Source organism: Niallia sp. Marseille-Q9988, from assembly GCF_976954375.1.
Genome location: NZ_CDRJSZ010000005.1, coordinates 283,219 through 296,197 on the forward strand (window position 1 = coordinate 283,219; position 12,979 = coordinate 296,197).

10 protein-coding genes are annotated in these 12,979 nt (G+C 36.7%); all 10 read left to right on the forward strand.

Features of this window, described 5'->3' with window-relative positions; translation table 11 throughout:
• Position 1: 1 nt before the first annotated feature.
• The 10 genes from ACWNMZ_RS11240 to murG all read left to right on the forward strand — a co-directional run bounded on the left by ACWNMZ_RS11240 (position 2) and on the right by murG (position 12,963).
• Entirely contained in the window at positions 2 to 2,125 is a 2,124-nt protein-coding gene (locus ACWNMZ_RS11240) for a penicillin-binding protein (RefSeq protein WP_251627355.1), read from the forward strand.
• 126 nt (positions 2,126 to 2,251) lie between these two features.
• Positions 2,252 to 2,650, forward strand: coding sequence for a nuclease-related domain-containing protein (locus ACWNMZ_RS11245; protein ID WP_449598628.1), 399 nt, complete (start codon positions 2,252 to 2,254; stop codon positions 2,648 to 2,650).
• Positions 2,651 to 2,832: 182 nt separating this feature from the next.
• Positions 2,833 to 3,156 (forward strand): hypothetical protein, encoded by a 324-nt coding sequence (locus ACWNMZ_RS11250; protein WP_235251140.1) that lies wholly within the window; start codon positions 2,833 to 2,835, stop codon positions 3,154 to 3,156.
• A 316-nt stretch (positions 3,157 to 3,472) separates the two neighbouring features.
• Positions 3,473 to 5,383, forward strand: a complete 1,911-nt coding sequence (locus ACWNMZ_RS11255) for a stage V sporulation protein D (RefSeq protein WP_031534292.1) — start codon at positions 3,473 to 3,475, stop codon at positions 5,381 to 5,383.
• A gap of 326 nt (positions 5,384 to 5,709) precedes the next feature.
• Positions 5,710 to 7,191, forward strand: a complete 1,482-nt coding sequence (locus ACWNMZ_RS11260; RefSeq protein WP_251627351.1) for a UDP-N-acetylmuramoyl-L-alanyl-D-glutamate--2,6-diaminopimelate ligase — start codon at positions 5,710 to 5,712, stop codon at positions 7,189 to 7,191.
• Positions 7,175 to 7,615: a hypothetical protein gene (locus ACWNMZ_RS11265; protein ID WP_048719127.1), complete on the forward strand. Its 441-nt coding sequence runs from the start codon at positions 7,175 to 7,177 to the stop codon at positions 7,613 to 7,615. The genes ACWNMZ_RS11260 and ACWNMZ_RS11265 overlap by 17 nt, the downstream gene beginning before the upstream one ends.
• A 1-nt stretch (position 7,616) precedes the next feature.
• Positions 7,617 to 8,591 carry a phospho-N-acetylmuramoyl-pentapeptide-transferase gene (mraY, locus tag ACWNMZ_RS11270; protein ID WP_031534297.1) on the forward strand — a complete coding sequence of 325 codons (975 nt, stop codon included), beginning with the start codon at positions 7,617 to 7,619 and terminating at the stop codon, positions 8,589 to 8,591.
• Complete coding sequence (gene murD / locus ACWNMZ_RS11275) at positions 8,591 to 9,940, forward strand: UDP-N-acetylmuramoyl-L-alanine--D-glutamate ligase (protein WP_251627349.1); 1,350 nt, start codon at positions 8,591 to 8,593, stop codon at positions 9,938 to 9,940. The genes mraY and murD overlap by 1 nt, the downstream gene beginning before the upstream one ends.
• A gap of 312 nt (positions 9,941 to 10,252) precedes the next feature.
• Positions 10,253 to 11,353, forward strand: a complete 1,101-nt coding sequence (spoVE, locus tag ACWNMZ_RS11280) for a stage V sporulation protein E (RefSeq protein ID WP_031534299.1) — start codon at positions 10,253 to 10,255, stop codon at positions 11,351 to 11,353.
• A 506-nt stretch (positions 11,354 to 11,859) separates the two neighbouring features.
• Positions 11,860 to 12,963 carry an undecaprenyldiphospho-muramoylpentapeptide beta-N-acetylglucosaminyltransferase gene (murG, locus tag ACWNMZ_RS11285; protein ID WP_251627347.1) on the forward strand — a complete coding sequence of 368 codons (1,104 nt, stop codon included), beginning with the start codon at positions 11,860 to 11,862 and terminating at the stop codon, positions 12,961 to 12,963.
• Positions 12,964 to 12,979: the final 16 nt, after the last annotated feature.

Here is a 12,979-nt window from a genome sequence, read left to right on the forward strand (position 1 = left end):
AATGATTCGAAAGCAGCCTAATATTAATTTTGGAGCAGCCATCCTATTTATTTTATTTTGTCTGCTCTTTTTTGTTTTAGTTATTCGCTTTGTTTATATTCAGGCAACAGGAGAAGTATCAGGAGTTGAGCTAGCTGCTCAAGCAGAAAAAAAACATAATACATCTCGTGTGTTAGAAGCATCAAGAGGCAGTATTTTAGACCGTAATGGCGAAGTGATTGCAGAAGATGCTGTTTCATATAAGCTAGTGGCTGTAACAGACGCCTCATTAAGTAAGAATTTAGACAAAAAGGTTCATGTGGATAATCCAGAAAAGACGGCTAGAGAGCTAGCTAAATATATTGATTTAGAAGAATCAGAGATTTATAGAATTTTAACAAAAGAGGACGCCAAGCAAGTGGAATTTGGGAATGCTGGTAAAGACCTCTCCTATGAAACCAAAAAGAAAATTGAAGATTTGAACCTCCCTGGCATACAAATCGTTGAAGGCAAAAAACGATTTTATCCGAATGGGATTTTTGCTTCCCATGTAATTGGCTATTTAGAAGAATCAGATGGCAAAGAAACCGGTAGGCTTGGCATTGAAGAAAGTCTAAACAATTTGTTAACAGGTACGGATGGCAGCATGGAGTATAGCAAAGATATTTGGGGATATATTTTACCAAACAGTAAGGACAAAATTGAGCCTGCAAAAAATGGGGATGATGTTTATTTGACCCTTGATAAGAAAATTCAATCCTTTTTAGAAGATACAATGAATAAAGTGGATGATCAATATAATCCTGCAAAAATGATTGCAATTGTAGCTAATCCGAAAACAGGAGAAATTTTAGCGATGAGTCAAAGACCATCTTTTGATCCTGAAACAAGGGATGGAATTACAGATTCTTGGCATAATGAAGCAATTGAAACCAATTATGAACCAGGTTCTACAATGAAAATATTTACTTTGGCAGCTGCTGTGGAAGAAGGAGTATTTAAACCTAATGAAGAATACAAGTCAGGTAGATATGAGGGAATTGGCGATCATAATGGTGGTGTTGGTTGGGGCCCTATTTCTTATTTGGAAGGGGTTCAACGATCTTCCAATGTAGCCTTCGCAAAACTTGCTAAAGAAAAAATAGGGTTTGATACGTTTAGGGAATATTTGACGAAATTTGGTTTAGATCAGCCGACAGGTATTGATTTACCAAGAGAAGCGAATAGTTCCATTGTTTTTAACTGGCCAATTGAAAAAATCACGACGGCTTTTGGGCAAGGAACAGCATTAACACCGATTCAACAAATTCAAGCAGCCACTGCTGTTGCTAACGATGGGAAAATGGTGAGGCCGTACGTAATCGAGCAAATCAAAGATCCAAATACAGGCGAGATTATTAAAAAAGGCAAGACAGAAGTGACGGGAACTCCTATTTCTGCTGAAACGGCAAAAGAGGTGCGTGATATTCTTGAAACGGTAATAACTAGTCCTAAGGGAACAGGATACAAAAAATTCGATATTGATGGATATTCTGTTGCTGGTAAAACTGGAACGGCACAAATTCCTAAAAGCGGTGGCGGTTATCTAACTGGCAAGGAAAATTATATTTTTTCCTTTTTAGGAATGGCTCCGAAAGATGATCCAGAATTGATTATGTATGTAGCTGTACAGCAGCCAGAACTTAAAGATACAGAAGTGGGTTCTGAGCCTGTTGCAGAAATTTTTACTTCTGTTATGAAGAGTAGTCTTCAATATATGGATATTGTTCCAACGGAAGAAAAAGTTTCTGATCCGATTGAAATTCCAAATTTAAGTGGAATGACTGCAGAAGAAGCAAAGAAAGTCCTGAAAGATAAAGGCCTAAATGCTATTATTATCGGAGAAGGTAAAACAGTTGAAGGACAGCTTCCTGATAAAGGCGAAACCTATCTAAAAGGGGAAAAGGTAATCTTAAAAACAAATGGTAATGAAACAGTCCCTAATATGAAGGGCTGGTCTTTACGAGATGTTTTAAAAGTAGCAGACCTAAATAAATTAAAGCTGGAAAGCTCAGGAAGCGGGTACGTATCTTCCCAAAGCATAAAGGCAGGTTCAAAGGTAAAAGAAAATGATACGTTAACGGTTAAGTTAAAGGAACCGGAATAAGAGAGGAAGCTTCACTACATTTTTTGGGATGTGGTGGGGCTTTTTTTAGTAGAGTAGGAAAAGGTATAGTATACTAAAAAACAAGAGTTGTTTTTACACTCTAAAGAATAACAGGAGGGATAAAATTTGTACAAGCAGAGACAGAAACCGCCAGAATTAGCTATGTTAAAATCATTGAATAGCGGGATGGAATTATCAGAGGAAAGGAAGCGGAAATACACTAATCAAATAAAAGGCTGGGAAGGAGAGCGAAAATTTGATACATTACTCGGAAAATTCACGGAAGATTATGTTATATTAAATGATTTATTACTGCAATCGAACCAAACAACATTTCAAGTTGATACTATACTGATCGAAGGAGAAGCACTTCATCTCTATGAAATTAAGAACTATGAAGGAGATTTTTACTATGAAAAGGATCGATTCTATAAGCGTTGTAATAAAATGGAAATGAAAAATCCTATTACTCAATTAAAACGAACAGAGTCTTCCTTAAGACAACTAATTCATCAGCTTGGCTAGTCCATTCCAATTATACCTCATGTTGTATTTGTAAACCCCGAATTCACCTTACATCAAGCTCCTTTTTATTTGCCTTGTCTTTACCCTACTCCATTAAATCGTTACATTAAATCATTAGAAAAAAATATAACAAAAGTAAATAAACAGCATATTGACTTAGCGGAAAGCTGATTGCTCTCCATATGGACGAATCACCTTACCGAAGACTTCCAAGTTATAATTTTGATGAACTTAAGAAAGGAATCCTTTGTGATAAATGTAACTCATTGACCGTTTCAACAGAACGATCGATCATAAAATGTGATGCATGTGGAAATACAGAAAGCTTGGAGGAAGCGGTTTTACGAAGTGTAGAAGAGTTTAAGCTGCTTTTTCCAGAAAGAAAGATAACGACAAAAGAAATGTATGAATGGTGCCTGATTTCAGGAGAGATGCGAAGAATTAAGAGAATATTAGATAAGCAATATACACTTATTGGAGTGCATCAATGGGCGTATTATGAGTGAAGGATTCTTTATAAAAGGTGTGAAAACCGTTATTCAAAGAAGATGTGAGAAGTGGTGTTCATTAGGGGGATGAAAACCAAAATTCCCGAAAGCGCAAGAGAAAGTAGCGTTCATCAATGAAATGAAAACCAAAATTCCTAGAAGCGCAAAAGAAACCAGCGTTCATCAAAAAAGCAAACCCCTAATTAAGTCAAGATATCCTAAAACATCCCCACCCCACTCAACACCCCTATCCCCCAACAAATACTCTACGTTCTATTCCTTTTCGTACAAGCATATATTTTAATCGAGCTAGTATAAAAGGGGTTCCATCTGTATGCGGGTTTCAAACGTAACCGTTCGGAAACGATTATTGATAGCATTAGTTGCTGGGATAATAATTTTTCTTATTATTGATGCAAGATTAGCTTATGTTCAATTTTTTCTGGGGGACGAGCTTACAACGAAAGCGAAAAATTTATGGAGTCGACAAATTGCTTTTGAGCCACAGCGGGGAGAAATTTTGGATCGCAATGGAATAGCGCTTGCAACAAATGTCAGTGCGCCAACGGTTTATATAGTACCACGCCAAATTAAAGATCCAGCGGGCACAGCGGATAAGCTTGCGGCAGTATTGGAAGCGGATAAGGAATCTGTCTATAAGCAGATTATTCAAAAGGAGATGAGTGTTCGTTTAAAAGAAGGAAGGAAAATTACGCATGAAAAAGCGAAAAAAGTTCGAGCGCTTGATATAGATGGTGTCTATATTGGAGAGGATTCCAAGCGATCATACCCGTTCGGAAATTACTTATCCCATGTGTTGGGGTTTGCGGGTATTGATAATCAGGGGCTAATTGGTTTGGAACTAGAATATGATGATGAGTTAAAGGGAAAAAAAGGATCTGTTCAATATTACTCTGATGCAAAAGGACAAAGAATGAATGATATGGCGGATGCTTATGAGGCACCAGTCAATGGAAATGATTTAGTGCTTACAATTGATACAAGGATCCAAACGATTGTAGAAAGGGAATTGGATATTGCTGAGCAAACGTATTCTCCTGAATCGATAATTGCACTTGCTATGAATCCGAAAACTGGAGAGGTATTGGCGATGTCTAGTCGTCCTGGATTTGACCCTGCAGACTTCCAAAATGTAGATTCTACTGTCTATAATCGAAATTTACCTATTTGGAGTTCGTATGAACCAGGATCCACATTCAAGATTATTACACTGGCAGCTGCACTTGAAGAAGGAAAAGTAGATTTAGACAAGGATACTTTTTATGATAAAGGCTACGCAGAAGTTGGTGGAGCGAAGTTGAAATGCTGGAAGCGAGGTGGTCACGGTTCGCAAACATTCTTAGAAGTCGTTCAAAATTCCTGTAACCCTGGCTTTGTGGAATTAGGGGAACGTCTTGGAAAAGATACACTTTTTCAATATATTCGCGATTTTGGATTCGGACAGAAAACGGGCATTGATTTACAAGGAGAGTCAAAAGGAATCTTGTTTAACATGGATAGGGTAGGGCCAGTTGAGCAAGCAACTACAGCGTTTGGGCAAGGGGTTGCTGTAACGCCAATTCAGCAAGTAACAGCGTTATCAGCAGCAATTAATGGCGGAACTTTGTATACTCCATATGTAGCAAAGGAGTTAATTGATCCAGCTACAGGGGACGTCATTATGGAGAAAGAGCCTGTTGCAAAAAGAAAGGTTATTTCAGAGGAAACGTCAAAAGAAGTGAGAAGAGCATTAGAAAACGTTGTTGCAAAAGGTTCTGGAGGTAAAGCTTTTGTGGAAGGATATCGAGTTGGCGGGAAAACAGGAACTGCCCAAAAAGCATCAGGAGGAAAATATTTAGAAAATAACTATATCCTTTCCTTTATCGGCTTTGCACCTGCTGATGACCCAGAATTAGTCGTCTATGTTGCAGTAGATAATCCAAAAGGAACGGTGCAATTTGGTAGTGCTGTTGCAGCGCCAATCGTTGGGGCGATTATGGGAGATAGTTTAAGAGCCCTTGGCGTAGAACCTCGTGAAGACCAGATTGATAAAATATATAAATATCCGGAAAATCCATTAATCGAAGTGCCGGATTTAGTTGGTTATACGAAAAAAGACATTAGTGAATTGTTTATTAATCTTAAAATTGATTCAAGTGGTAGTGGGGATACCGTTATTAAACAATCTCCAGAACCAGGTACAAAAGTAAAGGATGGATCAACCATATTGCTTCAATTTAATTAATTGGATAGAATGCGGCCGGTATCTTTCGTGCCGCTTCTCTTTTTATCAGACAGGAATGAAAGTAGACCCCCTTATGCGCTTTTTCTAAAAGGAAAAGGGGAGAGCAAATTAAATATAAAAATACCCTCCATTAAAAAATTATTCTTCTAATATAAATTCTCCAACAATAAGGTACAACATAGATAATTTTTATTTAATCATGTAAAATAAAATACGCTAAGAAAATTGTATAATCTATATGGTTGCTTCATTATTTAGTATATAATTAATATTTATGAGTGATTTAGAGTACATATAGAGCTAGAGAAAAGAGGAATCAAAAAGCGATGCAATTAAAAAAACTTATTGAGAGTTTACAGCCATACACTCCTTATGTTGGAGAAGATGTGGAAATAAAATCAATAGAGAATGATAATCGCAAAGTAACAGAAGGCAGTCTTTTTATTTGTATAAAAGGATATACAGTCGATGGACATGATTTTGCCCAGAATGCATATGAATCTGGCGCAGTCGCTGTCATTGCTGAAAGAAAACTGCCCTTGCCTATTCCAGTTATCGTAGTAAAAGATACCAAAAGGGCTAGTAGTGTGCTTGCAGATGTGTTTTATCAAAATCCAACACAAAAGCTCAAGCTTATTGGGATAACAGGAACAAATGGAAAGACGACAACGAGCCATTTAATAGATGCTATTTTAAAAGAGGCGCATAAAAAAACAGGAATCATCGGTACCATGTATACAAAAATCGGTGAGGAAATTCAAGAAACAAAAAATACTACTCCAGAAGCAGTGACACTTCAGAAGGTGTTCCATCAAATGGTGGAACAAAAAGTGGATACAGCTGTAATGGAAGTATCTTCACATGCCCTTGTAGAAGGCAGAGTATTTGGCTGTGATTATGATATTGCTGTATTTACAAATCTAAGTCAGGATCATTTAGATTATCATGGTACGATGGAGGAATATAAAAAAGCAAAAGGGCTGTTGTTTACAAGATTAGGAAATGCCTTTCAAGGGGAAAAGCCGAAGTTTGCTATCCTAAATAAAGATGATGCAGCAGCGAACGAGTATGAAACCATTACAGCTGCTCATATACTTACATATGGAATTGATAAAGATGCGGATATTATGGCGAAAAATATAAAAATAACAGCTGCTGGTACATCGTTTGATTTACATACTCCGCTTGGAACGCAATATGTCCAACTGAAAATGGTTGGCAAATTCAATGTGTATAATTCGTTAGCAAGCATTGGTGCAGCGATTGCAAGCAATATTCCATTAGAAGTAACAATTAAAGCGTTAGAAAAGGTAGAAGGAGTTGCAGGAAGATTTGAAACGGTGAATGCTGGGCAAGACTTTTCAGTGATTGTTGATTATTCCCATACACCTGATAGTTTACAAAATGCCCTGCAGACGGTGAAGGAATTTGCCGAGAATAAAGTTTATGTCATTGTAGGCTGTGGGGGAGACAGAGACAAAACAAAACGCCCTTTAATGGCAAAAATTGCTTGTCAGGAAGCGAGCTATGCTATTCTTACTTCTGATAATCCTAGGAGTGAAGATCCAATTGCCATATTAAAAGATATGGAAGCAGGAGTGGAGGAAGAACAAAATTATACGATAATTCCTGATCGAAAAGAGGCTATTACTTTAGCGGTAAATCAAGCACAGCATGGCGATGTTATCTTAATTGCAGGAAAGGGACATGAAACATATCAAATTATTGGTTCTGATGTGTTAGATTTTGATGACCGTTTAGTTGCAAAAGAAGCGATAGGAGAGAGAAAAAATGACACTGTCCTATAATGTAATCCTTCAGGCAATACCGAAAGCAAAAGGGTTTGTGAAGGAAGATTTACTTTTTCAAACCGTGACATTTATAGCAGACACGAAGCAGTCGAAAGGGCTATTTATTCCTTTTTATGAGGAGAATTCTGGTGATTTGAGCATTGCAATAGCGAATGGAGCAATAGGAGCGATTTGGGAAGAAGGGGTGGATCTCCCATCTTATACACCTAATCATTTCCCTATTTTTTATACAAAAGATTTAAAGGAAGGCATATTAAAAATGATTGAAATTTATGAGAAACAATTGCAAACACAAGAAAGTACAACAAAATTTATTTTTTTGAAAGAAAACAGTCTGCATTCCATGATGGAATCATATGATATACCGGTAATTAGAGAGCATGTATTAAAAACGAGCACGCAAATGAAAGGAGGGAACTAAAATGCAGGAGAAAGTAATCTTTTTTACGATTCTTTTAGGCTTTTTAATAACCGTATTGATTTCTCCCTTTTTTATTCCCTTCTTGCGAAGATTGAAATTCGGACAAAGCATTAGGGAAGAAGGACCGAAATCCCATCAGAAAAAAACGGGAACACCAACAATGGGTGGGTTAATGATTATCTTTTCTATTGTTGTAACAACTTTAGTAATGATTAATAAATTCTCAGAGCCAACAATTAAGACATATTTATTATTATTAGTTTTAGTTGGTTTTGGTTTATTAGGGTTTTTAGATGACTTTATAAAAGTAGTGATGAAGCGTAACTTAGGATTGACATCTCGACAAAAGCTGCTAGGTCAGATTATCATTTCCCTTATTTTTTACTTTGTATTACGTGAAAATGAATTCTCGACCGCTATTTCGATTCCATTTGTTGATAAACCATTGGAATTAGGCTGGTTTTATGCATTGTTTATTATTTTCTGGTTAGTTGGATTTTCAAATGCTGTTAATTTAACAGATGGCTTGGACGGTTTAGTTTCCGGTACATCTGCTGTTGCTTTTGGTGCATTTGCTGTTCTTGCTTGGAGCCAATCTCAGTTTGAAATTAGTATTTTTTCTGTAGCGATTGTTGGAGCAGTATTAGGATTCTTAGTTTTTAATGCCCATCCAGCTAAAGTATTTATGGGAGATACAGGTTCTCTTGCACTAGGTGGCGCGATTGCTGCCATTGCAATTTTGACAAAACTAGAGATTCTACTGATACTAATTGGTGGAGTATTTGTTATCGAAACGCTTTCCGTTATTCTTCAAGTTATTTCCTTTAAATCAACAGGAAGAAGAATTTTCCGAATGAGTCCACTGCATCATCATTATGAATTGGTTGGATGGTCAGAATGGAGAGTAGTTGTCACATTTTGGACGGTTGGATTATTATTTGCCGCTTTAGGAATTTATATTGAGGTGTGGTTATAATGAAACAGATTAACGATTATCATCATAAAAAAATACTTGTATTAGGTCTTGCCAAAAGTGGAGTAAGCGCAGCTCAATTACTACATAATTTAGGTGCCTTCGTAACAGTAAATGATAGTAAACCTTTAGATGAGAATCCGGAGGCGCAAGGATTATTGGAGCAAGGGATAACAGTAATATGCGGTAGCCACCCCATTGAATTATTAGAAGAAGGATTCCAGCTTATTGTAAAAAATCCAGGGATTCCTTATTTTAATCCAATGATTAAAGGGGCAATAGAACGCGATATTCCCGTTATTACAGAGGTAGAGCTTGCATACAGAGTTTCTGAAGCTCCGTTTTTTGCCATCACTGGATCAAATGGGAAAACGACAACAACGACATTATTATTTGATATGTTAGAAGCAGATAAGAAAAAGCCACTCATTGCCGGAAATATTGGTACAGTTGCTTCGAATGTGGCTCAAGTTGCAGAGGAAGATAATAAAATTGTTATCGAATTATCATCTTTTCAATTAATGGGTATTGAGAAATTCAAGCCACATATTGCAATCATTACGAATATTTATGAGGCGCATTTGGATTATCATGGAACAAAAGACGAATATGCAAAGGCAAAAGGGAATATCACGAAGAATCAGGATGCAAATGACTATTTAATTGCAAATGTGGAGCAAGAGGTAGTAATGAATATCGCGAAAAACAGTAATGCGACAATTATTCCTTTTTCTGCAAAACGGGAATTAGAGTTTGGTGCATATGTGAAAGATAATGTCATCTATTTTAATGAGGAAAAAATAATGAAACTTTCTGATATTACATACTTAAGTGCCTTAAATTTAGAAAATATCCTTTCGTCCGTTGCTGCGGCTAAGCTTTCTGGAGTGTCAAATGAAAGTATTTTTGAAGTACTAAGTACATTTAAAGGGGTTAAACATCGTCTGCAATTTATTAAAGAATTACATGGGCGAAAATTTTATAATGACTCGAAAGCAACCAATATTTTAGCAACACAAAATGCCCTTGCAGCCTTTAATGAGCCAGTTATTTTACTGGCAGGTGGCTTGGATCGAGGAAATGAATTTGATGAACTAATTCCATCGCTTAAAAATGTGAAGGCCATGATTACTTTTGGACAAACTGCTGAAAAAGTGGAGAAGGCAGGTAGACTTGCAGGAATAAAAACAATTAAACGCGTCGATAATGTGGACAAAGCAGTACCTGTTGCTTATGACTTATCAGAAAGTGGAGATGTAATTCTCCTTTCCCCAGCATGTGCAAGCTGGGATCAATACAAAACTTTTGAGGTCAGAGGAGACATTTTTATTAATGCGGTGCATATGCTTTAATAAGGGCTTGTCTGTAAGTAGGCGTTGAAAGAAAAAATTTGATTTGTATGAACAAACACATCAATGATCTAACAGGATAAAACGTTCTTACCTGAAGTAAGCTCTGTAAATGATAACAAGGGTAGTAGAGAAAACGAGAAAGTTTATTTTATGCCATGCGGGAATGAAATGACTTTTGAACTTTTTGCTACTTCTCAACCGTTAATTTACAGAGCTTTCTTTTTTTGAATCGATTTCGAGAACACATGAAATTTGGATACCACGCGCTTTTCTTTTCTTCAAGCCCAAATCTTGCAATTCGAGGTGTTAATGGTGCCATCAAAAAAAACGACTCCAGATATAATTCTAATGATTCTCACATTTACGTTACTGGCAATAGGGTTAATCATGGTGTATAGTGCTAGCGCGGTAATGGCCGAACGAAATTTAGGTGATTCTTTCTTCTTTGCCAAAAGACAGATGCTTTTTGCTGGCGTCGGAATTGCAGCAATGCTATTTATAATGAATCTTGATTACTGGATATGGCGTTCTTGGGCTAAACAGATTATTATTGTTTGTTTTGTATTGCTTATAGTCGTTTTAATTCCTGGTGTTGGTTTAGTTCGGAATGGTTCACAAAGCTGGATTGGAGTCGGTGCATTTTCTATTCAGCCCTCTGAATTTATGAAAATAGCAATGATTATTTTCCTGGGGAAGTTTCTGTCAGAAAATCAAAAGCATATTACTTCATTTAAAAAAGGCTTGCTCCCTTCATTAGGGCTAGTATTCCTGGCGTTTGGAATGATAATGCTTCAGCCAGATTTAGGTACTGGTACGGTTATGGTTGGTACAAGTATTGTCATGATTTTTATTGCTGGTGCTAGAATTCGTCACTTTGTGATATTAGGTCTTATTGGTGTTGCAGGGTTTGTAGGATTGGTTGCGAGTGCTCCTTACCGGATTAAAAGGATTACTTCCTTCCTTGATCCTTGGTCTGATCCATTAGGAAGCGGGTTTCAAATCATTCAGTCCTTGTATGCAATTGGTCCAGGTGGATTATTTGGTTTAGGTCTTGGGGAGAGTCGGCAAAAGTTTTTCTACCTGCCGGAGCCACAAACAGACTTCATTTTTGCGATTCTATCAGAAGAATTAGGATTTATTGGTGGCTCGCTGATTTTATTATTATTCGCCCTCTTGCTTTGGAGAGGAATAAGAATCGCTCTAGGCGCACAAGATTTGTTTGGTAGTTTTGTAGCGGTTGGAATTATTTCTATGGTTGCGATTCAAGTTATGATTAACATCGGAGTTGTAACAGGACTAATGCCTGTAACAGGGATTACCCTTCCATTTCTAAGCTATGGAGGATCTTCTTTAACCCTCATGTTAATCGCGATTGGTATTCTTTTAAATGTCAGCAGATTTTCAAGGTATTAAACGTTATTTAAAATTTTGAAACCTAGTGTAGGGTGCTTATTCCCATCACTAGGTTCTTTTTATTGCCTTTTTAAAAAGGAAGAACTCGCAGGTAATTCCATTCTCTTCCCTTGGGGCACACATAAGCCATAAGGGATTAATATAAATACTTACCATAGCTAATAAATAGCTTGTTTACCTGAAAAACATCATAAGAAAGCTGAGAATATCAAAAATTTATTTTTTTCGCACATATGATAAACTTTTTGCAATCATGACAAAAAGTGGTGCGGAAAAGGGGAATGTGTTACATTTCATTATCAATTTCAAGATATTCATAAAGGGTGTTTAAAATATAGTACAATAAGGTATCTATTAGTTGGGGGTTGACCGGAAAGTAAAAAAATTCTTAGAAAATAGCAGAAGATTATTTCTGTTTTTCATTAATTGAAGCTATAATGTAAAAAGAAAAGAAAAATAACATATTTTTCAAAAGTAGAGAAGAGAAGTATTTTGAGGTGGAAAGAATGAAGATAGTTGTAAGTGGTGGAGGAACAGGGGGACATATATACCCTGCATTAGCATTGATTCGCGAAATAAAAAAAGAAGTGAAAGATGCTGAGTTTCTTTATGTTGGAACAGAGCAAGGACTAGAAAATAAATTAGTCAGAAGGGAAAATATTCCCTTTAAAACAATACATATTACAGGCTTTAAACGGAAACTGTCTCCAGAAAATTTAAAAACAGTTTGGAGATTTATTGCTGGTGTACAAAAAAGTAAGGCGATATTAAAAGAGTTTAAGGCAGATGTGGTAATAGGAACAGGCGGATATGTTTGTGGTCCGGTTGTTTATGCAGCTGCTAAGCTTGGGATACCAACCATCATTCATGAACAAAATAGTGTTCCAGGATTAACGAATAAATTTTTAAGCAAATATGTTGATAAAGTAGCTACTTGCTTTGAAGAAGCGGCTTCTTATTTTCCAGAAGAAAAAGTTGTGATGACAGGGAATCCTAGAGCTTCAGAAGTGTTAAATCAGGATGGCATTAAAGGAAGATTATCGGTTGGCTTACAATTGAAAACCCCAGCTGTTCTTATTGTTGGTGGAAGCAGAGGTGCTAGACCGATAAACGATGCTGTTATTACAGCGTTACCCCAATTAGGGGATAAACCATATCAAGTACTTTATGTAACCGGAGAAGTGCATTATGAAGCGGTAAAAAAAGAAGTAGAGTTAGTAGGAAATCCTAAAAATGTAATTATCAAGCCATTTGTTCATAATATGCCAGAAGTATTAACAAGCATTGACCTGACTGTTGCGAGAGCAGGCGCAACAACGCTAAGCGAGCTAACCTCTCTCGGTATTCCAAGTATTCTTGTGCCGAGTCCCTATGTGACGAACAATCATCAGGAAAAAAATGCGACTGCACTAACAAGCAATGGAGCAGCAAAAATGCTTCTAGAAAAGGATATGAATGGACAAAAATTAGTGGAAGAAATGGATGCCATTATGCTGAATCCTAATGTGTTAAAAGGTATGAAGGAGGCATCCAAAAAACTAGGGATTCCTGATGCGGCAATGAGGTTATATAATGTAATGAAGGAAGTTATCGATAACAAGAAAAAGTAGGAAATTGCAAATCGGA